25 protein-coding genes are annotated in these 24,978 nt (G+C 55.0%); 10 read left to right on the forward strand and 15 right to left on the reverse strand.

Annotated elements, in window-relative coordinates:
• Positions 1–3 precede the first annotated feature (3 nt).
• Positions 4–972 (forward strand): protein translocase subunit SecF, encoded by a 969-nt coding sequence (secF, locus tag ACXIZX_RS04065; protein ID WP_008103986.1) that lies wholly within the window; start codon positions 4–6, stop codon positions 970–972.
• 121 nt (positions 973–1,093) lie between these two features.
• On the opposite strand, the gene ACXIZX_RS04070 is transcribed toward secF, so the two are convergent.
• Both ACXIZX_RS04070 and lysM read right to left on the reverse strand, forming a co-directional pair.
• Positions 1,094–1,657 carry a SadB/YajI family lipoprotein gene (locus tag ACXIZX_RS04070; RefSeq protein WP_179451714.1) on the reverse strand — a complete coding sequence of 188 codons (564 nt, stop codon included), beginning with the start codon at positions 1,655–1,657 and terminating at the stop codon, positions 1,094–1,096.
• A 14-nt stretch (positions 1,658–1,671) separates the two neighbouring features.
• Positions 1,672–2,112 carry a peptidoglycan-binding protein LysM gene (gene lysM / locus ACXIZX_RS04075; RefSeq protein WP_008103980.1) on the reverse strand — a complete coding sequence of 147 codons (441 nt, stop codon included), beginning with the start codon at positions 2,110–2,112 and terminating at the stop codon, positions 1,672–1,674.
• Between the two features lie 206 nt (positions 2,113–2,318).
• On the opposite strand from lysM, the gene nrdR reads away from it, so the two are divergent.
• From nrdR to thiL, 5 genes are all read left to right on the forward strand, one after another.
• Positions 2,319–2,768 carry a transcriptional regulator NrdR gene (nrdR, locus tag ACXIZX_RS04080; protein WP_008103978.1) on the forward strand — a complete coding sequence of 150 codons (450 nt, stop codon included), beginning with the start codon at positions 2,319–2,321 and terminating at the stop codon, positions 2,766–2,768.
• Positions 2,769–2,771: 3 nt separating this feature from the next.
• Positions 2,772–3,875 carry a bifunctional diaminohydroxyphosphoribosylaminopyrimidine deaminase/5-amino-6-(5-phosphoribosylamino)uracil reductase RibD gene (gene ribD / locus ACXIZX_RS04085; protein WP_479403636.1) on the forward strand — a complete coding sequence of 368 codons (1,104 nt, stop codon included), beginning with the start codon at positions 2,772–2,774 and terminating at the stop codon, positions 3,873–3,875.
• Between the two features lie 88 nt (positions 3,876–3,963).
• Entirely contained in the window at positions 3,964–4,434 is a 471-nt protein-coding gene (ribH, locus tag ACXIZX_RS04090; protein WP_008103973.1) for a 6,7-dimethyl-8-ribityllumazine synthase, read from the forward strand.
• Positions 4,435–4,453: 19 nt separating this feature from the next.
• The gene (gene nusB, locus ACXIZX_RS04095; RefSeq protein ID WP_007887007.1) at positions 4,454–4,873 is read left to right on the forward strand and encodes a transcription antitermination factor NusB; all 420 of its coding nucleotides are present in this window, start codon (positions 4,454–4,456) and stop codon (positions 4,871–4,873) included.
• A 46-nt stretch (positions 4,874–4,919) separates the two neighbouring features.
• Positions 4,920–5,897: a thiamine-phosphate kinase gene (thiL, locus tag ACXIZX_RS04100; protein WP_061717466.1), complete on the forward strand. Its 978-nt coding sequence runs from the start codon at positions 4,920–4,922 to the stop codon at positions 5,895–5,897.
• Positions 5,898–5,960: 63 nt separating this feature from the next.
• On the opposite strand, the gene ACXIZX_RS04105 is transcribed toward thiL, so the two are convergent.
• The 4 genes from ACXIZX_RS04105 to xseB form a co-directional block, all read right to left on the reverse strand.
• Entirely contained in the window at positions 5,961–6,935 is a 975-nt protein-coding gene (locus tag ACXIZX_RS04105) for an aldo/keto reductase (RefSeq protein WP_479403637.1), read from the reverse strand.
• Between the two features lie 92 nt (positions 6,936–7,027).
• Entirely contained in the window at positions 7,028–8,893 is a 1,866-nt protein-coding gene (dxs, locus tag ACXIZX_RS04110; protein ID WP_061717464.1) for a 1-deoxy-D-xylulose-5-phosphate synthase, read from the reverse strand.
• Between the two features lie 19 nt (positions 8,894–8,912).
• On the reverse strand, positions 8,913–9,812 hold the full coding sequence (gene ispA / locus ACXIZX_RS04115; RefSeq protein WP_008103965.1) for a (2E,6E)-farnesyl diphosphate synthase: 900 nt from the start codon (positions 9,810–9,812) through the stop codon (positions 8,913–8,915).
• Entirely contained in the window at positions 9,812–10,054 is a 243-nt protein-coding gene (xseB, locus tag ACXIZX_RS04120) for an exodeoxyribonuclease VII small subunit (RefSeq protein WP_176971261.1), read from the reverse strand. Before xseB ends, ispA begins: the two co-directional genes overlap by 1 nt.
• A 236-nt stretch (positions 10,055–10,290) precedes the next feature.
• On the opposite strand from xseB, the gene thiI reads away from it, so the two are divergent.
• Positions 10,291–11,739, forward strand: coding sequence for a tRNA uracil 4-sulfurtransferase ThiI (gene thiI / locus ACXIZX_RS04125; protein ID WP_154153612.1), 1,449 nt, complete (start codon positions 10,291–10,293; stop codon positions 11,737–11,739).
• A gap of 35 nt (positions 11,740–11,774) precedes the next feature.
• Here thiI and yajL read toward each other — a convergent pair whose 3' ends face one another.
• The gene (gene yajL, locus ACXIZX_RS04130; RefSeq protein ID WP_479403638.1) at positions 11,775–12,383 is read right to left on the reverse strand and encodes a protein deglycase YajL; all 609 of its coding nucleotides are present in this window, start codon (positions 12,381–12,383) and stop codon (positions 11,775–11,777) included.
• On the reverse strand, positions 12,337–13,257 hold the full coding sequence (gene panE / locus ACXIZX_RS04135) for a 2-dehydropantoate 2-reductase (protein WP_479403639.1): 921 nt from the start codon (positions 13,255–13,257) through the stop codon (positions 12,337–12,339). Before panE ends, yajL begins: the two co-directional genes overlap by 47 nt.
• A gap of 125 nt (positions 13,258–13,382) precedes the next feature.
• On the opposite strand from panE, the gene ACXIZX_RS04140 reads away from it, so the two are divergent.
• On the forward strand, positions 13,383–13,874 hold the full coding sequence (locus ACXIZX_RS04140; protein ID WP_008103954.1) for a YajQ family cyclic di-GMP-binding protein: 492 nt from the start codon (positions 13,383–13,385) through the stop codon (positions 13,872–13,874).
• Here the strand turns inward: ACXIZX_RS04140 and ACXIZX_RS04145 are convergent.
• Positions 13,871–15,643, reverse strand: a complete 1,773-nt coding sequence (locus ACXIZX_RS04145) for a sigma-54-dependent Fis family transcriptional regulator (RefSeq protein WP_479403640.1) — start codon at positions 15,641–15,643, stop codon at positions 13,871–13,873. The genes ACXIZX_RS04140 and ACXIZX_RS04145 overlap by 4 nt on opposite strands.
• A gap of 275 nt (positions 15,644–15,918) precedes the next feature.
• On the opposite strand from ACXIZX_RS04145, the gene exaC reads away from it, so the two are divergent.
• Positions 15,919–17,439 carry an acetaldehyde dehydrogenase ExaC gene (exaC, locus tag ACXIZX_RS04150; protein WP_154153606.1) on the forward strand — a complete coding sequence of 507 codons (1,521 nt, stop codon included), beginning with the start codon at positions 15,919–15,921 and terminating at the stop codon, positions 17,437–17,439.
• A 30-nt stretch (positions 17,440–17,469) separates the two neighbouring features.
• Positions 17,470–18,510, forward strand: a complete 1,041-nt coding sequence (gene adhP, locus ACXIZX_RS04155; protein WP_061717460.1) for an alcohol dehydrogenase AdhP — start codon at positions 17,470–17,472, stop codon at positions 18,508–18,510.
• A 33-nt stretch (positions 18,511–18,543) separates the two neighbouring features.
• On the opposite strand, the gene ACXIZX_RS04160 is transcribed toward adhP, so the two are convergent.
• From ACXIZX_RS04160 to cyoA, 6 genes are all read right to left on the reverse strand, one after another.
• The gene (locus ACXIZX_RS04160; RefSeq protein WP_008103947.1) at positions 18,544–19,908 is read right to left on the reverse strand and encodes an MFS transporter; all 1,365 of its coding nucleotides are present in this window, start codon (positions 19,906–19,908) and stop codon (positions 18,544–18,546) included.
• 130 nt (positions 19,909–20,038) lie between these two features.
• Positions 20,039–20,926: a heme o synthase gene (cyoE, locus tag ACXIZX_RS04165; RefSeq protein WP_008103945.1), complete on the reverse strand. Its 888-nt coding sequence runs from the start codon at positions 20,924–20,926 to the stop codon at positions 20,039–20,041.
• A gap of 11 nt (positions 20,927–20,937) precedes the next feature.
• Positions 20,938–21,267 carry a cytochrome o ubiquinol oxidase subunit IV gene (locus tag ACXIZX_RS04170; RefSeq protein WP_007886986.1) on the reverse strand — a complete coding sequence of 110 codons (330 nt, stop codon included), beginning with the start codon at positions 21,265–21,267 and terminating at the stop codon, positions 20,938–20,940.
• Positions 21,267–21,881: a cytochrome o ubiquinol oxidase subunit III gene (locus ACXIZX_RS04175; RefSeq protein WP_007886985.1), complete on the reverse strand. Its 615-nt coding sequence runs from the start codon at positions 21,879–21,881 to the stop codon at positions 21,267–21,269. Before ACXIZX_RS04175 ends, ACXIZX_RS04170 begins: the two co-directional genes overlap by 1 nt.
• Positions 21,881–23,863 carry a cytochrome o ubiquinol oxidase subunit I gene (gene cyoB, locus ACXIZX_RS04180; RefSeq protein ID WP_008103943.1) on the reverse strand — a complete coding sequence of 661 codons (1,983 nt, stop codon included), beginning with the start codon at positions 23,861–23,863 and terminating at the stop codon, positions 21,881–21,883. Before cyoB ends, ACXIZX_RS04175 begins: the two co-directional genes overlap by 1 nt.
• 4 nt (positions 23,864–23,867) lie before the next feature.
• Positions 23,868–24,794, reverse strand: coding sequence for a cytochrome o ubiquinol oxidase subunit II (gene cyoA / locus ACXIZX_RS04185; protein WP_008103941.1), 927 nt, complete (start codon positions 24,792–24,794; stop codon positions 23,868–23,870).
• Positions 24,795–24,978 lie beyond the last annotated feature (184 nt).

The raw sequence follows: 24,978 nt of genomic DNA on the forward strand, positions 1-24,978 counted from the left end.
GTTGTGGCACAGGAATATAGTATTGAGCAGCTAAACCACGGGCGTAAAGTCGTCGACTTTATGCGCTGGGATAAGCTGGCTTTCATCATCTCCGGTTTGCTGATTGTGGCGTCAATCGCCATCGTTGGTGTCAAAGGCTTCAACTGGGGCCTCGACTTTACCGGCGGAACGGTGATTGAGATTAACCTGGAAAAACCGGCGGATCTCGACGCGCTGCGTGAAGGTTTGGTGAAGGCGGGCTTTGAAGAGCCGCTGGTGCAGAACTTTGGTAGCAGCCGCGACGTGATGGTGCGTATGCCTCCGGCGACCGGCAATGCCGGTACCGAATTGGGCAACAAAGTGCTGGCGTCAATCAGCCAGACCACCCAGCAGAACGCCACCGTGAAGCGTGTCGAGTTCGTTGGCCCAAGCGTGGGCAGCGACTTGGCTCAGGCGGGCGCAATGGCGCTGCTGTCGGCGTTGATTGCGATTTTAATCTACATCGGCTTCCGCTTTGAGTGGCGTTTGGCGCTCGGCACCGTACTGGCGCTGGCGCACGATGTGATCATCACCTGCGGAATTCTGGCGCTGTCACGGGTTGAAATTGATCTGACGATTGTCGCCTCGCTGATGTCGGTGATTGGTTACTCGCTTAACGATAAGATCGTGGTCTCTGACCGTATTCGTGAGAACTTCCGCAAGATTCGCCGCGGTTCTTCTTACGACATCACCAACGTGTCGCTGACCCAAACGCTGAGCCGTACCTTGATTACCTCCATCACTACGCTGGCGATGATCATGATCCTGTTCGTGTTTGGTGGTGCGTTGCTGAAAGGCTTCTCACTGACCATGCTGATCGGTGTCACCATCGGTACCATTTCATCGATTTATGTCTCTTCAGCGCTGGCGCTGAAACTGGGCATGAAGCGTGAACATATGCTGGTGCAGAAAGTGGAAAAAGAGGGCGCAGATCAGCCTTCGATTCTGCCGTAACGCTAAGTCAGAAAGTAAACGGGCTGCCAGTGGCAGCCCGTTTTTTTATGCCTGTCGATCAGGACATCGTGCACAGAGGTCACCATAAATGGCGACCCTAAAATGCGTGTAGCGTAGGTATTCAAGGCGCGGTTTTATTTACCGCTGTGCCTTCCACATCGTGCACGCGCACGTAGCCGAGTTGATCAGGGGTTAAGCCGCTGAGTCGCAGCGGCACGCTAACCGAACTGCGTGGCATTAACTCGGCGGGAACGTCGATAGTCTGGCTCAGGCTGCCCGCGTTAAGCGGTTTGCCGCTGGCCGGATCCATTTCGCCCCAAACCACGGTAGCACGCAGCGCCGGAACAGGCTGATCATCGGTCGAGCGGATATTCAGATTAGCGCGACTGCCGCTAGCTTCACCCGCCACCTGCGAGAGTGACAAGCGCAATTTACCCAGCTGCGTCTGCAGTTCCACCGGCGTATTGGCTTGCGGCAACAGCCACGCGCCTTGGGTGGATTGGCTGTTCAGCTGTCCCTGAATCTCCAGCGCCGTTGCCTGATTGGTCAGCTTGCGCATCTGCTGATTAAGCTGACTCACTTCCTGATGCAACTCTTTGACCTGCGGTGAAACCGGCGTTGAACTGCAACCACTGAGAACCAGCAAAGAGAGTGCTGCCGGAGCCCAAAACGTCCTGATCGTCATGCAATGTCCTTTCTTTATTCGGGAATTCGTAAAACCTGGCCAGGGTAGATCTTATCAGGATGCGTCAGCATTGGCTTGTTCGCCTCGAAAATCTTGTTGTATTGATTAGGATTTCCGTAGACCTCTTTCGATACCGCACTCAAGGTATCGCCTTTTTTCACGGTGTAGAACTTCGCGGGCGTAGCAGCATCGCTGGTGGTGACCTTGTCATCGACCTTGGTGATCCCCGCGACGTTACCGGCGGCAACCAGAATCTTCTCTTTCAACTCCTGAGAAATGCCATCACCAGTTACCGTAACGGTATCGCCTTTCACATCAACCTTGACCTTATCGCTGTCGGGCAAACCGAGTTTGTTGATGTGATCCTGCAATTTCTTGCTGGCATCGTCGCCACCGCCACTCACGGCATCCCACAGTTTTTCTCCAGCATCTTTCACGAAATCAAACAGACCCATACATCCTCCAGATTTTTATGATGTTGGCCGCCTTGCTGGCGGCTCTCTAAGCGTAGTGGTTTTTTGACGAGGGAACATGAGGGAGATGTCTTGCATTTGGCTTAATGTCACAAATCGCGATTCACACATTATGTGCCACACACATACATTTTGTGGCGCGATCGCGCTACACTGTGTGGCCTATTTATCTCGCATCAGGAAGCCTCATGCATTGCCCATTCTGCTCCGCTGTGGACACCAAAGTGATTGATTCTCGTCTGGTTAGTGAAGGATCGTCGGTGCGTCGCCGTCGTCAGTGTCTGGTGTGTCATGAGCGTTTTACCACCTTTGAAGTAGCGGAGTTGGTGATGCCGCGCGTGGTGAAAAGCAATGATGTGCGTGAACCCTTCAATGAAGACAAGCTCAGCAGCGGCATGATCAAGGCGCTGGAAAAACGCCCGGTGAGCGCCGATGCGGTTGAGAGCGCGGTCAATCATATTAAAACCCAGCTGCGTGCCACCGGCGAACGCGAAGTGCCAAGCGCATTGATCGGCAATCTGGTGATGGATGAGCTGAAAAAGCTCGATAAAGTCGCCTACATTCGCTTTGCCTCGGTCTATCGCAGCTTCGAAGATATCCGCGATTTTGGTGAAGAGATCGCCCGCCTACAGGACTAATCCATGACTGACGAACGCTATATGGCGCGCGCGCTGGAACTGGCGCGCCGCGGACGCTTTACCACCACTCCTAATCCCAACGTCGGCTGCGTGATTGTGCGCGAGGGCGAGATTGTCGGCGAAGGCTGGCATCAGCGCGCCGGCGAACCGCATGCCGAAGTGCACGCGCTGCGTATGGCGGGCGAACGTGCCGCTGGCGCAACCGCGTATGTCACGCTGGAACCTTGCAGTCATCATGGACGTACGCCGCCGTGCTGCGATGCGCTGATTGCCGCTGGCGTGACGCGCGTAGTCGCCGCGATGCAGGATCCTAATCCGCAGGTGGCGGGACGTGGACTCTATCGTTTACAGCAGGCGGGCATCGACGTCAGTCATGGCCTGATGATGAACGAAGCGGAAGCGCTGAACCGGGGTTTTCTGAAACGCATGCGCACCGGATTTCCGTGGATCCAGCTAAAACTCGGCGCATCCCTTGATGGGCGCACCGCCATGGCGAGTGGCGAAAGTCAGTGGATCACCTCCGCAGCAGCAAGGCGCGATGTGCAACGTTTACGCGCTCAGAGTTCAGCTATTCTTAGCACCAGCGCCACCGTGTTAGCGGATAATCCATCGTTAACGGTGCGCTGGAGTGAATTAAACGAAGAAGTGCGTGCGCAGCTCGACGAAAGCCAGCTGCGCCAGCCGGTGCGTGTGGTGATTGATAGCCAACAGCGCGTCACGCCGCAGCACCGTTTGATTGACCAGCCGGGTGAAACCTGGCTGATGCGCAGCGAACCCGATGAGCTTACGTGGCCCGCCAGCGTGACTCAGATCGCCGTGCCGCAGCGTGGCGAACAGCTTGATCTGGTGGCAATGATGATGTTGCTCGGCCAGCGACAGATCAACAGCGTGTGGGTAGAAGCCGGTGCCGGTTTAGCGGGCGCGCTGCTGCAAGCGGGCTTGGTGGATGAGCTGATCGTTTACATGGCGCCGAAGCTGTTAGGTAATGCTGCTCGCGGCCTGTGTACGCTGCCGGGACTGGAACAGCTGGCCGATGCGCCGGCCCTGAATTTTAGCGATGTACGCCGGGTTGGCGAGGACCTGCGCCTGACGCTGACACCGCGTTGAAAGCGCGGAAAAGCCTGAGCGCGTCGCCAAAGAGTATGATAGAATCCGCCCCCTTCTGCGGGGCCATAAAACAACCCAAAGGATATGTATGAAAGTTATCGAAGCTCCTGTTGCCACGCCTGATGCAAACATTGCCATCGTAATTGCGCGTTTTAACAACTTCATTAATGACAGCCTGCTGGACGGCGCGATTGACGCACTTAAGCGCATCGGCCAGGTGAAAGCAGATAACATCACCGTTGTCTGGGTTCCGGGTGCATACGAACTGCCGCTGGCAGCACGCGCGCTGGCGAAAACCGGTAAGCACGACGCCATTGTTGCGTTGGGCACCGTGATCCGTGGCGGCACCGCACATTTCGAATATGTGGCCGGTGAAGCCAGCTCGGGCATTGCGCACGTCGCGATGACCAGCGAAATCCCGGTGACCTTCGGCGTGTTGACCACTGAAAATATCGAGCAGGCGATTGAACGCGCCGGCACGAAAGCAGGTAATAAAGGTGCCGAAGCGGCCCTGACTGCACTCGAAATGATCAACGTATTGAAAGCCATCAAAGCCTGATTTTTGTAAGGGGAATTTTGTGAAACCTGCTGCTCGTCGTCGCGCCCGTGAGTGCGCTGTCCAGGCGCTTTACTCCTGGCAGCTGTCCAAGAACGACATTGCCGATGTGGAATACCAGTTTCTGGCGGAACAAGACGTCAAAGACGTCGATATTAGCTATTTCCGCGAATTGCTGGCCGGTGTGGCGACTAACAGCGCGTACCTGGACGGTCTGATGAAACCTTACCTGTCGCGTCAGCTGGAAGAGCTGGGCCAGGTAGAAAAAGCCATCCTGCGTATTTCGCTGTATGAGCTGAGCAAGCGTTCTGATGTGCCGTATAAAGTGGCCATCAACGAAGGCATCGAGTTGGCAAAAGTGTTTGGTGCTGAAGACAGCCACAAATTCGTCAACGGTGTCCTCGACAAAGCTGCCCCGCAAATTCGACCGAATAAAAAATAGTCTTAAAGGCCGGTTTTCCGGCCTTTTTCTCATTGAGACCTGACTTATGTCTTGTGGTGAATTCGAACTGATCGCACGTTACTTTAACCGCGTCACCAGCTCCCGCCGCGATGTGGAGAAAGGAATTGGTGACGACTGCGCGTTACTCAACGTGCCAGAAAAACAGACACTTGCCATCAGCACCGACACGCTGGTTGCGGGCGTCCACTTCTTACGTGATATCCATCCCGCCGATCTCGGCTACAAAGCCGTCGCCGTTAACCTCAGCGATTTAGCCGCCATGGGCGCCGATCCGGCCTGGCTGACACTGGCATTAACGCTGCCTGAAATCGATGAAGAGTGGGTAGCGGCCTTTAGCGATAGCCTGTTTGAGCTGCTGGATTACTACGATATGCAGCTGATTGGCGGCGATACCACGCGCGGACCGCTGAGCATGACGCTCGGCATTCACGGTTTAGTGCCGGTGGGAAGGGCGCTAAAACGTTCGGGTGCGAAGCCCGGCGACTGGATTTTTGTTACCGGCACCTTGGGTGACAGCGCAGCCGGTTTGTCGCTGCTGCAGCATCGTCATCGCCTGAACGATCCGGCGGTGCACGAAGCGTTGATCAAACGCCATCTACGTCCGATGCCGCGCGTGCTGCAAGGCCAGGCGCTGCGTGGATTGGCGACCTCGGCGATCGATATCTCTGATGGCCTGATTTCCGATCTCGGCCATGTGCTGACCGCCAGCCGCGTTGGTGCGCGTATCAATCTCGACGCGTTACCACTTTCAGCAGCCTTGCGCGATCACTTCGAGCCTGAGCTGGTGTTGAAATGGGCGTTGAGCGGTGGCGAAGATTACGAGCTGTGCTTTACCGTGCCGGAAGTGAACCGTGGCGCGCTCGATGTGGCGTTGGGGCATTTTGGTGTGCCTTATACCTGCATTGGTCAGATTGCACCGGAATCGGAAGGGCTGAGTTTGCTGGAAAACGGCAAGCCGCGCAGCGTGGATGTGAAAGGGTTTGATCATTTCGGCGTGAAGTGAACGAGGTGGCCATGAATGGCCACCCTACAAAACGTCGCCATTTATGGCGACCTGGTTCCTCAATCACTCAAATCCCACCACCGGATGCGGTTGATACACCGTCTCCAGTTCGGCGATTTCATTCTCACTCAACTCCACATCCACCGCTTTTACCAGTTCGGCGAACTGCTGCTCGCGCGAGGCGCCAATAATCGGCGCGGTAACCGCTGGTTTATGTAATAGCCACGCCAGCGCCACCTGCGCGCGCGTCACGCCTTTATCGGCGGCAACGTTTGCCAGACGCTCGGCAATCGCCGCATCGTTCTCTTCGGTGCCGGTATACAGTTTCTCCATCACGTTATCCGATACCGAACGCGCGGTGGTTTCGCCCCACGGACGCGTGAGTTTACCGCGCGCCAGCGGGCTCCACGGCAGCACCGCGATCCCTTCGCTCTGACACAGCGGATGCATGTCATTCTCCTCTTCACGCTGAATCAGGTTGTACTGATCCTGCATGCTGACAAAGCGCGCCCAGTTGTTCTGCTTCTGCAGATCCAGCGCCTGAGCAAATTGCGATGCGTGCATCGATGATGCGCCGATGTAACGTGCCTTGCCGGATCTCACCACTTCGTGCAGCGCTTCCAGCGTCTCTTCAATCGGCGTGTCGTAATCCCAGCGATGGATTTGCAGCAGATCGACGTACTCCATGCCAAGGCGCGTCAGGCTGTCATCAATCGATTGCAGGATATTCTTGCGCGATAAACCTTGTGACAGATTGCTCAGGGGGAAATAGACCTTGGTGGCAACCACAACCTGATCGCGGCGGGCAAAATCGTTCAGCGCGCGGCCCACGATCTCTTCGCTGCTGCCATCGGAGTAGCTGTTGGCGGTATCGAAGAAGTTAATGCCGGCTTCCAGCGCCTGCTTGATCAGCGGTCGGCTGCTCTCTTCGGGCAGCGTCCACGCGTGGTTTCCGCGCGTGGGATCGCCATAAGTCATGCAGCCTAAACAGAGACGCGAAACCTGTAAGTCGGTCTGGCCTAAGGGAATGGTTTTCATGTATTTGGGCTCCTGCTCTTATGCTTGAGGGAAAATCGTTCCCTAAGCATAGCAGCAGGCTCGCTCACCGGGCGGTGAGCGAGTCGGGCAGATTACTGGGCGAGCCAGTCAGCGATTTGCTGCTGAATACCGGCGGCATCCAGCTGGTAATCCTGACGCACTTCTTCCTGCGTACCTTGTGGGATGAACTCATCCGGCAGGCCGAGGTTAAGTACCGGCACCCGCAGGCGTTTTGCCATCACGTACTCGTTAACGCCGCTACCGGCGCCGCCTTTGATGGCACCTTCTTCCAGCGTAACCAGCGAATCGTGGCTGGCTGACAGCTCGGCAATCAGTGCTTCATCGAGTGGCTTCACAAAACGCATATCCACCAGCGTGGCATTCAGCGCTTCCGCAGCGGCAGCGGCTTCTGGCAGTAAGGTACCAAAGTTAAGGATCGCCAGCTTTTCGCCGCGACGCTTCACGATGCCTTTGCCCAGCGGCAAGCTCGCCAGCGGTTCCAGCGTTGCGCCGGTTCCGGTGCCGCGCGGGTAACGCACCGCACTTGGGCCAGCCTGATAGTGATAACCGGTGTACAGCATCAGACGACATTCGTTTTCATCGCTTGGCGTCATGATCACCATCTCTGGCACGCAGCGTAAGAACGCGATATCGAATGCGCCCTGATGGGTTTGGCCATCCGCGCCGACAATGCCGCCGCGATCGATGGCAAACAGCACCGGCAATTTCTGGATGGCGACATCGTGGATCAGCTGATCGTAGGCGCGCTGCAGGAAGGTCGAGTAGATCGCCACAACCGGTTTGTAACCACCAATTGCCATGCCCGCTGCGAACGTCACGGCGTGCTGCTCGGCAATCGCCACATCAAAATATTGCTGCGGATAATCGCGCGAGTAGCTCACCATGCCGGAACCTTCGCGCATCGCTGGCGTTACCGCCATCAGGCGCGCATCGTCAGCGGCCATTTCGCTCAGCCAGTTGCCGAAGATTTTCGAGTAGCTTGGCAAGCCCGGCACGCTTTTCGGCAGCGCTAAGCTGGCGGGATCGAACTTCGGTACCGCATGCCAGGTGATCGGATCTTCTTCCGCCGGGGCATAACCTTTGCCCTTTTTGGTCATGATGTGCAGGAACTGCGGACCTTTCAGATCGCGCATGTTCTTCAGCGTGCTCACCAGCGTCAGCACGTCGTGGCCATCCACCGGGCCGATATAGTTAAAGCCCAGCTCTTCAAACAGCGTGCCCGGCACCACCATGCCTTTCAGGTGCTCTTCAGTGCGCTTCACCAGCTCTTTAATCGGCGGTAAACCGCCCAATACACGCTTGCCGCCTTCGCGCAGGCGTGAATAGGTTTTTCCGGACAGAATCTGTGCCAGACGATTGTTGAGTGCGCCGACGTTTTCGGAGATCGACATCTCGTTGTCGTTGAGGATCACCAGCATATCCGGCTTGATGTCACCGGCGTGGTTCATGGCTTCAAACGCCATGCCCGCCGTGATCGCGCCATCGCCAATGATACAGGCGGTGCGGCGGCCTTTGCCTTCACGCTCGGCGGCAACGGCCATGCCGAGACCGGCGCTGATTGAGGTGGAAGAGTGGCCCACGCTTAACACGTCGTACTCACTCTCACCGCGCCACGGGAACGGATGCAGGCCATTTTTCTGACGGATGGTGCCGATGCGATCGCGGCGTCCGGTCAGAATTTTGTGCGGATAAGCCTGATGGCCGACGTCCCACACCAGATGATCAAACGGGGTGTTATAAACATAATGCAGCGCCACTGTTAGCTCGACGACGCCCAGACCCGATGCAAAGTGGCCGGAAGAACGGCTCACGCTATCCAGCAGATACTGACGCAGTTCGTCACACAGCTCCGGAAGTTTTTCTTTCGGTAATAAACGTAATTCCTGAACCGTGTTGGCTAACGCCAGTGTCGGGTATTTTGCAATATCAAAACTCATCAGAGACTCATTATGAAAGTTATTTATCGCGTTCAATTATGAAGCTTGCCAGCGCTTGTAAGGCGATTGTGTTGTAAGACTGTGCCGCCAGAATATCGAGCGCGCCGAGCGCCTCTTGATAAAGATCCCAGGCTTTACTACGGGCATTTTCCAGCCCCATCAGTGCAGGATAGGTGCTTTTACCCAATGCCTGATCTGAGCCCTGTGTTTTCCCTAACACGGCGGTATCGCCGACCACATCGAGGATGTCATCCTGCACCTGAAACGCCAGTCCGATGGCGTTGGCGTAGGTATCCAGCACCGGCAACGCGGCGCGGCCACGCTCGCCGGCGGCTAATGCGCCAAGACGTACCGCTGCACGAATTAACGCGCCGGTTTTATGACGGTGAATCTGTTCCAGCTGCGCCAGATCGATACTTTTGCCTTCCGCCGCCAAATCCAACGCCTGACCGCCGCACATACCTGCCACGCCGCTGGCCTGCGCCAGTTCGGAAATCATCGCAATACGCGCTTCGGCGTTGACGCCAGGCATTGGCTGATCGGCCAGAATCGAAAAGGCCAGAGTTTGCAGAGCATCGCCGGCGAGAATCGCCGTGTCTTCACCATATTTTATATGGCAGGTTGGCTGCCCGCGGCGTAACGCATCGTCATCCATCGCCGGCAGATCGTCATGAATCAGGGAATAAGCATGGATGCATTCCACGGCAGCAGCCGGCACATCCAGGCTGGCCGCATCGGCCTTTAGCATTTCGCCTGTTGCGTACACCAGAAAGGGACGCAGACGTTTACCGCCTAATAATGCCCCATACTCCATGGCATTAACCAGAGGAGAACTCTGAAAAGGAAGTGGATCTATTAAGCGCGTCAAGGCCTGATTGACGCGTTGATGGTACGCGCTCAGCAGTTTAGCGAAATCCATTACTCATTTTCCGGGGTAAAAGGGGCGAGGGCGGCATCTTTCTCGTCGCTGAGCAGGATCTGCACGCGCTGCTCTGCCTGCTGCAGGGTTTGCTGACCGGTACGTGCCAATTGTACGCCGCGTTCGAATTCGTTCAGCGCCTGCTCCAGCGGCAGCTCGCCACTTTCCAGACGGCTGACAATCTGTTCCAGCTGCTGCAATGCGCTTTCAAAACTGGCAGGCGCTTCGGCTTTTTTCGGCATAATCAGTGTCGACTCACAGGTTAGGACATTATCTTGCAATCGGTCATGGTAGCCGACAGGGATTAATTAGCAAAATAATGAATGTGACTGCGGTTGCAGAAGCAGTCACCCAGCAAAGGTGATATACTTTTGCGCCTCGGATGCGGGGGCTCCTGAATCAACCCGCAATTATATGATTTTAACAGCTAAGTGCCGATGCTTTTAGCACTTATTTGCCCAAACGAACCCCTGTCGCCATGAAGTTTATCATCAAGCTGTTCCCAGAAATCACCATCAAAAGTCAGTCGGTGCGTCTGCGCTTTATCAAAATTCTCACCAGCAGCATTCGTAATATTCTGCGCACTGTCGATGAAGACATCAAAGTGGTGCGTCACTGGGACCACATCGAATTGCGTTCCAAAAATGAGTCGCTGCGTGAAACCATCGTTACCGAATTAACGCGCATTCCGGGTATTCACCATGTGCTGGCGGTGGAAGACCGCGCCTATACCGATATGCACGATATCTTCGAGCAGACGCTGGTATTGAACCGCGAGCGTCTGGAAGGCAAAAGCTTCTGCGTGCGCGTGAAGCGTCGCGGCAAGCACAGCTTCAGCTCACAGGACGTGGAACGCTACGTTGGCGGCGGCCTTAATCAGCACATCGCCAGCGCGCGCGTGCAGCTCAATCGCCCGGATGAAACGGTGAATCTGGAGATTGAAGACGATCGCCTGTTGCTGATCACCGCACGCTATGAAGGCTTAGGCGGTTTCCCGATTGGTACCCAGGAAGATGTTCTGTCACTGATTTCCGGTGGTTTCGACTCTGGCGTGTCGAGCTACATGCTGATGCGTCGCGGCTGCCGCGTGCATTACTGCTTCTTCAACCTTGGCGGTGCGGCACACGAGATTGGCGTGCGTCAGGTTGCGCATTACCTGTGGCAGCGCTTTGGTCGTTCGCACCGCGTACGTTTCGTGGCGATCAACTTCGAGCCGGTAGTGGGTGAGATTCTGGAGAAAGTAGACGACGGCCAAATGGGCGTGGTGCTGAAGCGCATGATGGTGCGTGCGGCGTCGATGGTGGCGGAACGTTACGGCGTGCAGGCGCTGGTGACCGGCGAAGCGCTGGGCCAGGTTTCCAGCCAGACGCTGACTAACCTGCGTTTGATCGATAACGCCTCCGATACGCTGATTCTGCGTCCGCTGATTTCCCATGACAAAGAGCACATCATTGATGTGGCGCGTAAGATCGGCACCGAAGATTTTGCCCGTACCATGCCAGAATATTGCGGCGTGATTTCGAAAAGCCCAACTGTTAAAGCGGTGAAGGGCAAGATCGAAGCGGAAGAGCAAAACTTCGATTTCGAGATTCTTAATCGCGTGGTGCAGGAAGCCAGCAACGTCGATATCCGTGAAATCGCTGAGCAGACGGAAGAAGAAGTGGTGGAAGTTGAAACCGTTGACTCTTTCACCAGCAACGACGTAGTACTGGATATCCGTTCGGCCGATGAGCAGGAAGCAAAGCCGCTGGAAGTTGAAGGCGTTGAGGTGAAAACCCTGGCGTTCTACAAACTCAGCACCCAGTTTGGCGATCTGGATCAGAGCAAAACTTGGCTGCTGTATTGTGATCGCGGTGTGATGAGTCGCCTGCAGGCGCTCTATCTGCACGAGCAGGGCTTCAAAAACGTAAAAGTTTATCGCCCGTAATAAGTAGGGTCGCCATTTATGGCGACCTCTGCCAATTAACTCTCTTCAAACTCCTGATAATTATAAATTCCCGCCGCCAGCACCAGCTGTGAAGCGACTTCACGCGCGGTCTCTTTATCCACCAGCAAATCAATCAGCTTCAACGCAAAATCAATCGCGGTGCCCGGTCCCTGGCTGGTCAGCAGATTAACGCGCGGATCCCACACCACGCGGCGCTCCATCCATTTACTGTCTGGAATGGTGTCACGCAGGCCGGGAAAACCGGTCATATTGCCGACGGGAAACAGATCGTGCGCGACCAAAACCGTGCCCGGCGCGGCACAAATCGCCGCCACAATTTTGCTGGAGAGATGGAACTGGCGCACGGTTTCCACCAGCAGCGGGCTGTCGCGGAAAGTTTCCGCGCCTTTCAAACCGCCGGGCAGTACAATCGCATCGTAGTCGTTATCCGCGACCTCAACCAACGGCGCATCCGCCAGCAGCCGCACACCGCGCGAACAGACGATCTCACGCGTGCCATCGCTCTCCACGCTGGCGGTGGTGACGCTTAATCCGCCGCGGACCAGCAAATCGATAGTGGTGACCGCTTCGGTCTCTTCACTTCCATGTGCCAGGCAAACCAGAACCGATGCGTTCGCGCTCATAGTGGGACTCCTTACGTTTAATCAGATCGTACAAACGGGTATTTTCCGGCAGTGAAATGCCCTGCGCGCGGGCTCGACGCAACAGGTAACCGGTGATGTAATCAATTTCGGTCAGGCGCTGCGCCCGCACATCCTGCAGCATCGATGAGGTATTGGCAGCGGTGCTATCGATCACGTCGTAAATAATGTCGCGCAGATTATCCACCGCCATGTGCTGGCCTTCGCGCTCCATCACCCAGGCGATCTCTTCGCACAGCATTGCTATTTGTTCCGGCCAGGCACGCAGCGCACCGTTCTGGCAATCGTGCTCAACGGTCATTGGATTGATTACGCAGTTGATGGCCAGCTTGCGCCAGCTGGCGGCGGCGATGTTGTCATGCCAGGCCACATCCGGCAGCGCCTGATGCAGAATATCGGCGATATCACTCAGCGCGGCGCTCTCGCGATTAGCTGGGCCAATGTGCGTGATGCCGTGCGCGATGTGTTTGATCACCGTGCCATCGCGCATCGCGGCATGTGTGGTGATGCCGCGCAGCAGCGGCTGACGCAGATCTTTCAACTCTTCCAGCGTTCCCATGCCGTTATGCAGCAGCAGAATCGGCGCGTGCGTCGGCAGCACGCTTTGCAGGTTTTTCACTGCAGGAGAAACCTGCGGCGCTTTGAGCGTCACCAGTAACAGCTGGCTTTCGGCGAGGAACAGCGGATCGTTGGCGATAAAGGTGTGATTGCTCACCAGGCCTTGTGGATCGACCACGTTGGCGGAGCAATACGGCTGCGGCACACGTAACCAACCCTGCACCTCATGTCCCTGACGGGCGAGAGCGGCGAGCCAAATTTGACCTAAGGCGCCACACCCCAACACGGTAATTTTCATTTTGCCTCCCGTGGGCGGGTTCCTGTTTTCACGTTACGAGTAAGTATAGCTTTCCATGTATCGTGTTTTATTAGCGCCACAAGACGCGTATTATGCATGTCACTTTAGTATCAGGAGAAGAAAAGATGCCATCTTTCGATATCGTTTCCGAAGTCGAATTGTCGGAAGTGCGAAATGCCGTGGAGAATGCGAGCCGCGAGATCTCAACCCGTTTCGATTTCCGTAACGTGAGCGCAACCATTGAGCTCAACGAAAAGAATGAGACCATCAAACTCAGCAGCGAATCTGATTTTCAGGTAAAGCAGCTGGTGGATATTCTGCGCGAAAAGCTGCTGAAGCGTGGCATTGAAGGCGCGGCGATTGAAGTGCCAGAAGAGATTGTGCACAGCGGTAAAAGCTGGTCGGTGGAAGCCAAGCTGAAGAAAGGTATCGAAAGCGATATCGCGAAAAAGCTGGTGAAGCTGATTAAAGATAGCAAGCTGAAAGTGCAGACGCAGATTCAGGGTGAAGAACTGCGCGTAACCGGTAAGTCACGCGACGATCTGCAAGGTGCGATGGCGCTGGTGCGCGGTGGCAACCTTGGTCAGCCTTTCCAGTTCAAAAACTTCCGCGACTAATCGCGTTTGTCGCGCGCCGCACGACGATAAAGCGTGCTGCGCGCGACGCCCAAGGCTTCCGCCGTTTTACTGATGTTGCCATTAAAGCGCTGCAGCGTTTCGCTGATCAATCGTTCATCATGACTCTGCCGATCGGGCTGTGGCGGCAACGCCGCGCGACGATACTCGGCCGGCAAATGCACCTCAGTTACTTCCTCACCTTCATCCGCCAGCGCCAGCAGCACGCGTAACAAGCTGCGCAATTGCCGCACGTTGCCCGGCCACGGCAGCTGTGCCAGTGCTGTTAATAAAGCAGGTGAAAGCTGAATATCTCGATCCGCGCCGCCGAGCTCCAGCCATAAACGGCTGATAAAACCCTCTACATCCGGCCAGTCGCGCAGTGGCGGAATGGTCATCGAGAATTCCTGCAGGCGATAGAGCAAATCTTCGCGGAATTCGCCTTCGGCAACGCGTTGTGCCAAATCGCGGTGCGTGGCGCTGATCACCGCAAAATTCACCGGCCAGCTGCGGCTGGAGCCGAGCGGCGCCACCTCTTTCTCCTGCAACACGCGTAGCAAGCGGGTTTGCAGCGCCAGCGGCATATCGCCAATTTCATCGAGAAACAGCACGCCGCCATCCGCTTCACGGATTTTGCCGATATAGCCATTCTTGCTCGCACCGGTGAACGCGCCAGGTTGATAGCCAAACAGCTCAGATTCAATCAACGCTTCGGGGATAGCCGCGCAGTTAATGGCCACGAATTTGCCTTCGCGCCAGCGACTCTGCTGATGCAGTGCACGGCTGACATACTCTTTGCCGCTGCCGGTTTCGCCGTGAATGCACAGTGAAACGCCGGCATTGAGCAGCCGCACCATCTTCTCGCCATCGCGACCCAGCGAGAAGGGCAGATCGCTGGCGGGTTCGCTCGGCGTGGCAAAATGGCTGCGCTGCGGCGCACGCAGGCGGAAATAGTAGCGCTGCGCGGCGTAATCGAGCGGAACGGGAATGGTGTTGGCTTGCTGCTGCTGTTGCGGGAACAGTTGCTGGAAGGTCACGCTGCCAAGTTGTTCGACGCTCAGCGCCAGTTCGCGCATCGCCAGACGATTAGCGGCAGTCAGAACATTGTCCGAGAACACCAGCAGCAGCTCATCGCTGGTATCGATGCCTTGTGGCTGCAGATGCAGGCTCATCAACCATTGCTGCGGGTGCAGGCTCTGTTTTACCCACAGGTATTCGATCTGTTTCGCCGCCGCTTTCACCCAATTAAAGGTTTGCGGATGCGGGAAGTGCGCCGGGCCGGAAATATCCAGCACGCCAGCAATTTGGCCGTTCGGCATTTGCAGCGGCATCGCCGCGCAGTACAAGCCTTGGTTGAGCGTCAGGAAGTGCTGATGACCTTCAATTTCGCAGCCGTCATCAATCGCCAGCGCGGTGCCAATCGCATTGGTGCCACGCCCGCATTCACTCCACAAATTGCCCGGAGCCAGCGCATAACGTTGGGCTTTTTCCATCGAAGGCATATCGCCAAAGGTATTAAGCACCAAACCGGTGGCATCCGACAGAATCACCACCGATTGCTTCTCGGCCAGTTTCTGCGCCAGCTGTTTGATCACTGGCTGCGCGAACTGCTGTAGCCCGGCATTGCTGGCGAGCACATCGGCCAGTTCACCCTGGCGAACACGAGGAAAATCATCGGCGGTGCGATCGAGACCATACAGCTGGCTACGAAACCAGGAGTCGCTTAACAGCGGATTGGCGTTAACGGCAGACGCGGATGGATTTCCCTGCATTGATGACCTCATGCCCAAGCGAAAGAGTTGCAGCATTGTAGCGGGTCGGTTTCTGTACTGTTGCGATACGCAACACAGATGGTGAACTTTTCTGCACAACATCTGCAAATCAAGCCGTGTGTGGGTTTATAACTTAATGATTAAATTTATATTTTTTCAAATGATCAGCTGATGAAAAAAGCTGGCACGCCCGCTGCAATAGCTCCTTTGACAGCACGTTCTCTGAATGGCGACTGAGCCTTCAGATTATCTGACCCTACATAAAGGAGTTTGCGATGCGTTATGCACATCCCGGCACGCCCGGCGCTTTGGTTTCATTTCAGGCGACTTACGGCAACTACATTGCGGGCAAATTCGTCGAGCCGCTCAGCGGCCAATACTTCACCAACACCTCGCCAGTGAATGGCAGCGATATCGCGCAGTTCCCGCGTTCGGATGCGCGCGATATCGATTTAGCGCTGGACGCGGCGCATCAGGCGGCCGATGCCTGGGGAAAAACCAGCGTGCAGCATCGCGCCAACATCCTGCTGCAGGTGGCGGATCGTATCGAGGCCAATCTTGAAAAACTGGCGGTGGCGGAGAGTTGGGATAACGGGAAACCGATCCGCGAAACCCTGAATGCCGATCTGCCGCTGGCGGTGGATCACTTCCGTTATTTCGCCGGTTGCCTGCGGGCGCAAGAGGGCAGCACTGCGGAGATCGATGAAACCACTGTTGCGTATCACTTCCATGAGCCGCTCGGCGTGGTTGGGCAGATCATTCCGTGGAACTTCCCGTTGTTAATGGCGGCGTGGAAATTGGCGCCGGCGCTGGCGGCGGGGAACTGTGTGGTGCTGAAACCGGCAGAACAGACGCCGCTGGGCATTACGCTGCTGATGGAGGTGATTGGCGATCTGTTCCCGGCTGGCGTGTTGAATGTGGTGCAGGGCTTTGGTCGTGAAGCGGGTGAAGCGCTGGCGACCAGTAAACGCATCGCCAAAATCGCCTTTACCGGTTCAACGCCAGTTGGTCGTCACATTATGGCCTGCGCTGCTGAAAACATCATTCCTTGTACCGTTGAGCTGGGCGGCAAGTCGCCGAATATCTACTTCGCCGATGTAATGGACGGCGAGGATGAGTTTATTGAGAAAGCGGTGGAAGGGTTAGTGCTCGGCTTCTTTAATCAGGGCGAAGTCTGTACCTGTCCGTCACGCGCTTTGATTCACGAATCGATCTATCAACCCTTTATGGATCGCGTGATGGCGAAGGTGGCCAACATTCGTCGTGGCGATCCGCTCGATACCGACACCATGATTGGCGCGCAGGCTTCGCGCCAGCAATTCGACAAAATCCTGTCATATATCAACATCGCTCGCGACGAAGGCGGTCAGATTCTCACCGGTGGCGATCGCGCTAGCGTGGCCGCAGAACTGAATGACGGATTCTACATTCAGCCGACCTTAATCAAAGGAACTAACCAGATGCGCTGTTTCCAGGAGGAAATTTTTGGACCGGTGATTGGTGTCACTACTTTTAAGGATGAAGCAGAAGCCCTCGCCATCGCCAATGAAACCCAGTTTGGCCTTGGCGCGGGCGTGTGGACGCGCGATACCAATCTGGCTTATCGCATGGGACGCGGCATAAAAGCCGGTCGCGTCTGGACCAACTGCTATCACATCTATCCCGCTCACGCGGCATTCGGCGGCTATAAGCAATCGGGTGTTGGCCGTGAGACGCACAAGATGGCGCTCAGCGCCTATCAACAAACCAAAAATCTGCTGGTCAGCTATGGCACCGCGCCTTTGGGCCTGTTCTAAGTCCGCATCCGATCAAATGGAGAGTGAAAGATGAATATGCAAATCAAAACCACCATGAAAGCCGCTGTTGTGAAGTCTTTTGGTGAACCGTTAGTGATTGAGCAGGTGCCGGTGCCGCAGGTCGGGCCGGGGCAGATTTTGGTGAAAATCGCGGCTACCGGCGTGTGCCATACCGATCTCCACGCAGCCGAAGGCGACTGGCCGATAAAACCTAATCCGCCGTTTATTCCGGGCCATGAAGGTGTGGGCCAGGTTGTGGCGCTGGGCGAGGGCGTTAAGCACCTGAAAATGGGCGATCGCGTTGGCGTACCGTGGCTCTATTCGGCGTGCGGCCACTGTGAACATTGTCTGGATAGCTGGGAAACGCTGTGTTTATCGCAGCAAAATGCCGGTTACTCAGTGAATGGCAGCTTCGCGGAATATTGCCTCGCCGATGCCAACTATGTCGGCATCATCCCGGATAACGTCGACTACAACGAAATCGCGCCGATCCTCTGTGCGGGCGTCACCGTGTATAAAGGGTTGAAAATGACCGACACCAAACCTGGCGATTGGGTGGTGATTTCGGGTATTGGTGGTTTAGGGCATATGGCGGTGCAGTACGCCGTGGCGATGGGCCTGAACGTGGCGGCGGTGGATATCGATGATGAGAAGCTTGAGTTTGCTAAACGTCTCGGTGCCAGCGTGGTAGCGAATGCGAAAAATGTCGATCCGGCCAAAGTGTTCCAGGAGAGTTTCGGCGGCGCGCATGGTGTGCTGGTGACGGCAGTTTCCCCGAAAGCGTTCGAACAGGCGATTGGTACGCTGCGTCGTGGCGGCACCATGGTGCTGAACGGCTTGCCGCCGGGCAAATTCGATCTGTCGATCTTCAATATGGTGCTGGATGGCATCACGGTGCGCGGTTCCATCGTGGGTACGCGCAAAGATCTGCAGGAAGCTCTGGATTTCGCCGGTCGTCACAAGGTGAAAGCCACCGTGGCGGTTGAACCGCTGACTAACATCAACGATATCTTCGCGCGTATGCACGCTGGCAAGATTGAAGGGCGTATTGTGGTGGATATGTCGCTGTAACAAAAAGCCCGACGCAGTGGTCGGGCTTGTCATTTAACAGCTGGCGAGCAGCGCTTCAAGTTCGACGCGGCTCGTCACTTTACTGTCGATTTTGATGTAGGCACTTTTCTCTTCCGGCACGATAAACACCGACGCCACGCCGGGCTGCGCTTTTAATCGTTTCTCAAGATTCGGCACCGCCAGCACCGCATCACTGAGCATAATGCGCAGGCTGCTGACGTACGGTGGTTCCTGCATCGACATTGCCACAAACAGCCAGGCAGCAGCGACAATCGCGCCGACCAGGAATACGGTTTGTGCATCTACATGACCATAGATCCATCCGCCCATGCTGCCGCCAATCGCCACGCCAATGAACTGGCTGGTGGAGTAGATGCCCATCGCGGTGCCTTTATAGCCCGGCGGCGACTCTTTACTGATCAGCGATGGCAGAATCGCTTCCATCAGGTTGAAGGCGAGGAAGAACAGCTGCACGCCAATCACCAGCGTCCAGAAGTGGCCTGCCGCGCCCCATAGTACGATTTCCGCGATGATGATGATCGCCACGCAGCCAACGAACACGCGCTTCATGCGGCGCTTCACTTCGGCATAGATAATGAAAGGCACTACGGCGACAAACGCCACCAGCATCGTCACCAGATAAACTTTCCAGTGTTCTGCCGCCGGTAAACCGGCTTGCTCAAACTGTCCCGGCAGCGCCACGAAGCTCGACATCAACAGAATGTGCAGGCAGAGAATGCCGATATTCAGTTTTAATAGTTTTGGATTGGTCAGCACCGCACGGATGCTGCCTTTCACCATGCCAGATTCGCGGTTCAATACGTGGTTCGGCGCATTCGGTACCACTAATAAGGTGATGACGATGCCAAGCGTCGCGAGGATAGCGATCATCCAGAACAGCGCATGCAAGCCGAGCGCGTGGGTGACAATCGGGCCAACTACCATGGCAATGGCAAAGGTAACGCCAAAGCTGATGCCGATAAACGCCATCGCTTTGGTGCGGTTCTGTTCACGGGTTAAGTCCGACAGCAACGCCATTACCGCAGCGGCGATCGCGCCGGAACCTTGTAATGCGCGGCCTAAAATCACGCCCCAAATGGTGTCGGAGGTGGCAGCAATAACACTGCCGAAAACGAACAGCAGCAGTCCGCCGACGATCAGTGGCTTACGGCCGACGCGATCGGAGAGCAGACCAAATGGAATCTGGAAGATGGCTTGTGCCAAACCATAGATACCGATTGCGAGACCAATCAGTGTTTCACTGGCGCCCTGTAACGCCATGCCGTACGTGGTGAGTACCGGCAAGACCATAAACATTCCCAGCATGCGCAGGGAAAAAACGGTACCTAAACCCCATGTAGCGCGAAGCTCTACTGGCGTCATTTTATTGTCGTTCATGTTTACCTCAAAATTATACTGCGCCCATTCTAGGCAGCAGGGCAGGGCGGGTAAAACATTTGTTCTTAAGCAGTGGTAACAAAAAGAAAGGGCGCGAAATTCGCGCCCTTTCTGGTTTTGCGGAGCTGAATTACCAGACGTAAGTCAGCAAATCTTTCGACGCTGGCGTCATGAAATCAACCGACATCATCACGCTCAGGGCGGTGATAGCGACAATCGAGAACACAAACAGTTTACGCGCCCAAACTTTGTCGTTTGAGGTTTTGTAACCAGAAAGTGCCATGCCGAGCCACCACACGCTAACGGCCGCAGCCACCACCAGATATTTGTAGCCCGCGTAACCGCCAAGGGTCAGCATCAGCGTGGCAATCATGAACGCCAGGATATATAGCGTAATATGATTTTTTGCCACTGAGATGCCTTTCACCACCGGCAGAACCGGAATGTTGGCAGCCTGGTAATCTTTAAAGCGGAAGATGGCAATCGCATAGGAGTGCGGCATCTGCCACAGGCTAAAGATAGCCAGTAAAATCAACGCGCCAGCATCAAACTGGTTGGTCACTGCGCAGTAGCCAATCACAGGCGGCGCAGCGCCAGAGAGACTACCAATCAGTGTGCCGTAGACAGAGTTACGCTTCATATAGAGGCTGTAAACGCCTACGTAAACCACGAAGCCCATCACCGCCAGCCACATGGCCAGCGGGTTAGCGCCGAAATACAGCAACGCAAAGCCAGCAATACCCAATGCGGTTGCATAAACCAGGCTTACTTTCGCCGAGATCAGGCCTTTGACCAGAACACGGTTCCGCGTTCTCTCCATTTTGATATCGATATCGCGGTCAATCACGTTGTTGAAAACACAACCTGATGCGACAACCAGCGATACGCCAACCAGCGAGGCGAGAAACAGGGTGTAATCAATGCTGCCTTTCGAAGCCAGCAGGAATCCACCGATCACAGAAATTAAATTGCCGAAAATAATTCCTGGTTTTGTTACTTGCAGGTATTGCTTAATCATTACGCGACTCTTTAGTGGGCCATCATGTTGTAGTTGAGGTTCCACATAATCCACAGTGAGCCTACAACAACAATCAAGATAATGAGTGCTGAGAAGACGATGGCCACCATGTTCCAGCCACCTTCTGATTTGCTGTCTAAGTGCAGGAAGTAGACGAGGTGAACCAGCACCTGAACTACCGCACACACCAGAACCACACCCAGAATAGTGCCGTGTGAAGCGCCGCCATCCATTACCATCCAGAACGGAATACCGGTCAGGATGATAGAGAGGACGAAGCCGATCATGTAAGACTTCACGCTACCGTGCGAAGCGCCATGTTCGTTAACAGAATGACTCATTACATGGCTCCCATCAGGTAGACAACGGTGAATACGCAGATCCAAACCACATCCAGGAAGTGCCAGAACAAGCTCAGGCACATGATACGGGTGCGGTTGGTTGCAGTCAGACCACGTTTAGAAATCTGGAACATCATCACTGCCATCCAGATCAGGCCAGAGGTCACGTGCAGACCGTGCGTGCCGACCAGCGTGAAGAACGCTGACAGGAAGCCGCTGCGATCAGGACCGAAGCCTTCTTTGATCAGGTGATGGAATTCATAGATTTCCATGCCGATAAAGCCAGCACCGAACAGGAAGGTCAGGGCTAACCAGCTGATGACCGAACCTTTGTTCTGGTTGTTCATCGCAATCACTGCCATTCCATAAGTAATGGAGCTGAGCAGCAGCAGCGCGGTTTCGACCAGAACGAACGGCAGTTCGAAGATGTCTTTACCTGCCGGGCCACCGGCAGTGTTATTGACCATTACTGCATAGGTCGCAAACAGGGTTGCGAAGATAATGCAGTCACTCATCAGGTAGATCCAGAAGCCAAAGACCTTATTGGCTCCTGCATCGTGATGCCCATGCTCCGCATGGGCGTCGTGGTGGTGTTTTGCAGTTTCAGTTGACATTATTTCAGACCTGCTTTGCTGATTTCGTCAAAGTGCTTCTTCTCGATCTGCTCGACTTCGGCAACCGGTACGTAGTAATCCACGTCTTCATCGAAGCTCTTCACAATCCAGGTCACGATAGTGCCCAGGAAGGTAAGGCCAGCCAGCCACCAAATGTGCCAGATCATAGCGAAACCGAAGACAGTCATCAGGGCCGCGATAACAATGGCTGCGCCGCTGTTTTTCGGCATATGAATTTCTTCATATTTTTCTGGCTGCTTGTACGCTTCGCCTTTCTCTTTCATTTCCCAGAACGCATCGCGCTCGTGGATATGAGGGATAACAGCAAAGTTGTAGAACGGCGGCGGTGAAGAGGTTGCCCACTCCAGCGTACGTCCACCCCACGGGTCACCGGTCAGGTCACGGTTCTGGTCGCGGTCACGCACAGAAACGTAGAACTGGGTAATCTGGCACAGGATACCGCAAGCGATCAGCGCCGCACCGCCTGCTGCAACGACCAGCAGTGAGTGGAACTGAGGATCGATGTCCTGGCTGATACGACGCGTCATACCCATGAAGCCCAGCGCATACAGCGGCATGAATGCCACGAAGAAGCCGATGATCCAGAACCAGAACGCGCGGATGCCCCATTTTTCATTCAGCGTGAAGCCGAATGCTTTCGGGAACCAGTAGGTCACGCCAGCCATACAACCGAACACCACACCACCGATAATCACGTTATGGAAGTGCGCGATCAGGAACAGGCTGTTGTGCAGAATGAAGTCCGCACCCGGAACCGCCAACAGAACACCTGTCATACCACCAATCGAGAAGGTAACCAGGAAGCCGATGGTCCACAGCATCGCTGAGTGGAACTCAACGCGACCCTGATACATGGTGAACAGCCAGTTGAAGATTTTCACGCCGGTCGGGATAGCGATGATCATCGTCATGATACCGAAGAAGGCGTTTACGTTCGCGCCCGCACCCATGGTGAAGAAGTGGTGCAGCCAAACGATGAACGACAAGACGGTAATCGCGATGGTCGCCCACACCAGAGAGGTGTAACCGAACAGACGCTTTTTAGAGAAGGTAGCAGTGACTTCAGCGAAGACACCAAACACCGGCAGAACCAGGATGTACACTTCCGGGTGACCCCAGACCCAAATCAGGTTGACGTACATCATCATGTTACCGCCCATTTCATTGGTGAAGAAATGGAAGCCAAGGTAACGGTCAAGCGTCAACAGTGCCAGCGTAACGGTCAGTACCGGGAACGCAGCGATGATCAGGACGTTAGTACACAGTGATGCCCAGGTGAATACCGGCATTTTGAACAGGTCCATGCCCGGCGCACGCATCTTCAGAATGGTAACGAAGAAGTTGATACCGGTCAGTGTCGTACCGATACCGGACAGCTGGAGACTCCAGATCCAGTAATCGACCCCGACGCCAGGACTGTACTCCGCACCCGAAAGCGGTGGATAAGCCAACCAGCCGGTCTGTGCGAACTCGCCCACACCCAGAGAGATGTTCACCAGGATCACACCGATCGCGGTAAACCAGAAGCTCAGGTTGTTCAGGAACGGGAAGGCAACGTCACGTGCACCGATTTGCAGCGGTACCGCGATGTTCATCAGACCTACCACGAATGGCATCGCCACGAAGAAGATCATGATCACGCCGTGAGCGGTGAAGATCTGGTCGTAGTGGTGCGGCGGTAGTATGCCGGCTTCCCCAGCGGAAGCCATCACTTGTTGGGTACGCATCATTACCGCATCGGCAAAGCCGCGCAGCAACATGACGAAAGCCATGATGATGTACATGATACCCAGTTTTTTGTGGTCGATAGAGGTGAACCATTCTGACCACAGGTACTGCCACTTACCAAAATAGGTAATCGCAGCAACCAGTGCCAGACCACCTAAGATGATAGCGGCGACCGTAACCACGATAATGGGTTCGTGGTATGGCACTGCATCCAGTGTTAATTTTCCGAACATCGTATTATTCCTCGGCTCCCGCGGAAGCGGCGTGACTCATGTCCATGCCTTTATGCTCTGGCATGTCCATCTTCCCGTGGCTCATCTTGAACTTATCAATAACTTGCTTGAACAGTTCTGGATTCGTCGTAGAGAAATATTCCACCGGGTGATTTTCGCTTGGCGTAGCCAGTTTCTCGAAATCATCCATGGTGTTCAGCGCGTTAGGTGCCGCTTTAACTTTGGCAACCCACTGCTGGAATTCCGCATCGTCTTTAGTTGCAATGGCTTTGAACTTCATGCCAGAGAAACCACGACCACTGAAGTTCGCAGAGATACCGTCAAATGTTCCTGGCTCGTTGGCGATCAGATGCAGTTTGGTCTGCATACCGGCCATCGCGTAGATCTGGCTGCCGAGAGTAGGAATAAAGAAGGAGTTCATCACGGAGTTGGAGGTGATCTTGAAGTTCACCGGAGTGTTTGCCGGGAAGGCAATCTGGTTAACGGTTGCAATACCCTGTTCCGGGTAAATGAACAGCCATTTCCAGTCCAGTGCCACTACGTCGATCTCAACCGGTTTAACGTCAGAAACCAGCGGTTTGCTCGGCTCCAGCGCGTGGGTTGATTTCCAGGTCAAAACGCCGAGGAAGATAATGATCAGGATCGGAATGGTCCAGACCACGGCTTCCACTTTGTTCGAGTGTGACCAGTTAGGGCTATAAGTTGCGTTAGTATTGGTTGCCCGATATTTCCAGGCAAAGAATACTGCCATGAAGACTGCCGGGATAACGACGATCATCATCAAGCCGAAAGCTGTCAGAATCAACGAACGTTGCTCCAGTGCAATCTGTCCTTTGGGATTTAACAACGCACTATCGCAGCCACTGAGTAATACAGCGCCTGCAATTAATGACAAAATCCCCAAACTTTTATTGTATTTACTGAGTCTCATTTAACGACCTCAATGACAAAGGGCTCTATTGTCGTTTAAGTGTGCGCGCATTTTACGGGAAGGTTTATGCAGTGTAAACCAGCTTAAGGATGTGTCAGAAGGCTGTTGACACCTTTTGCTAAGGGTGTCACAGATGTTACGCAGGGTGACAAATTATTAACTGCGACAAGCAGTTGGCATCAAT

The sequence above is a fragment of the Candidatus Pantoea symbiotica genome (genome assembly GCF_056491525.1).

Bases quoted from the DNA above. Each gene is read 5' to 3' on its own strand.
- ACXIZX_RS04105 (WP_479403637.1), bottom strand. From the start codon at position 6,935: ATGAAAACCATTCCCTTAGGCCAGACCGACTTACAGGTTTCGCGTCTC.
- cyoB (WP_008103943.1), bottom strand. From the start codon at position 23,863: ATGTTCGGAAAATTAACACTGGATGCAGTGCCATACCACGAACCCATT.
- ACXIZX_RS04145 (WP_479403640.1), bottom strand. From the start codon at position 15,643: ATGCAGGGAAATCCATCCGCGTCTGCCGTTAACGCCAATCCGCTGTTA.
- dxs (WP_061717464.1), bottom strand. From the start codon at position 8,893: ATGAGTTTTGATATTGCAAAATACCCGACACTGGCGTTAGCCAACACG.
- ACXIZX_RS04175 (WP_007886985.1), bottom strand. From the start codon at position 21,881: ATGTCAACTGAAACTGCAAAACACCACCACGACGCCCATGCGGAGCAT.
- ribH (WP_008103973.1), top strand. From the start codon at position 3,964: ATGAAAGTTATCGAAGCTCCTGTTGCCACGCCTGATGCAAACATTGCC.
- exaC (WP_154153606.1), top strand. From the start codon at position 15,919: ATGCGTTATGCACATCCCGGCACGCCCGGCGCTTTGGTTTCATTTCAG.
- panE (WP_479403639.1), bottom strand. From the start codon at position 13,257: ATGAAAATTACCGTGTTGGGGTGTGGCGCCTTAGGTCAAATTTGGCTC.
- ribD (WP_479403636.1), top strand. From the start codon at position 2,772: ATGACTGACGAACGCTATATGGCGCGCGCGCTGGAACTGGCGCGCCGC.
- nrdR (WP_008103978.1), top strand. From the start codon at position 2,319: ATGCATTGCCCATTCTGCTCCGCTGTGGACACCAAAGTGATTGATTCT.
- yajL (WP_479403638.1), bottom strand. From the start codon at position 12,383: ATGAGCGCGAACGCATCGGTTCTGGTTTGCCTGGCACATGGAAGTGAA.
- ispA (WP_008103965.1), bottom strand. From the start codon at position 9,812: ATGGATTTCGCTAAACTGCTGAGCGCGTACCATCAACGCGTCAATCAG.
- thiL (WP_061717466.1), top strand. From the start codon at position 4,920: ATGTCTTGTGGTGAATTCGAACTGATCGCACGTTACTTTAACCGCGTC.
- ACXIZX_RS04160 (WP_008103947.1), bottom strand. From the start codon at position 19,908: ATGAACGACAATAAAATGACGCCAGTAGAGCTTCGCGCTACATGGGGT.
- lysM (WP_008103980.1), bottom strand. From the start codon at position 2,112: ATGGGTCTGTTTGATTTCGTGAAAGATGCTGGAGAAAAACTGTGGGAT.
- ACXIZX_RS04070 (WP_179451714.1), bottom strand. From the start codon at position 1,657: ATGACGATCAGGACGTTTTGGGCTCCGGCAGCACTCTCTTTGCTGGTT.
- ACXIZX_RS04140 (WP_008103954.1), top strand. From the start codon at position 13,383: ATGCCATCTTTCGATATCGTTTCCGAAGTCGAATTGTCGGAAGTGCGA.
- cyoE (WP_008103945.1), bottom strand. From the start codon at position 20,926: ATGATTAAGCAATACCTGCAAGTAACAAAACCAGGAATTATTTTCGGC.
- xseB (WP_176971261.1), bottom strand. From the start codon at position 10,054: ATGCCGAAAAAAGCCGAAGCGCCTGCCAGTTTTGAAAGCGCATTGCAG.
- cyoA (WP_008103941.1), bottom strand. From the start codon at position 24,794: ATGAGACTCAGTAAATACAATAAAAGTTTGGGGATTTTGTCATTAATT.
- adhP (WP_061717460.1), top strand. From the start codon at position 17,470: ATGAATATGCAAATCAAAACCACCATGAAAGCCGCTGTTGTGAAGTCT.
- thiI (WP_154153612.1), top strand. From the start codon at position 10,291: ATGAAGTTTATCATCAAGCTGTTCCCAGAAATCACCATCAAAAGTCAG.
- ACXIZX_RS04170 (WP_007886986.1), bottom strand. From the start codon at position 21,267: ATGAGTCATTCTGTTAACGAACATGGCGCTTCGCACGGTAGCGTGAAG.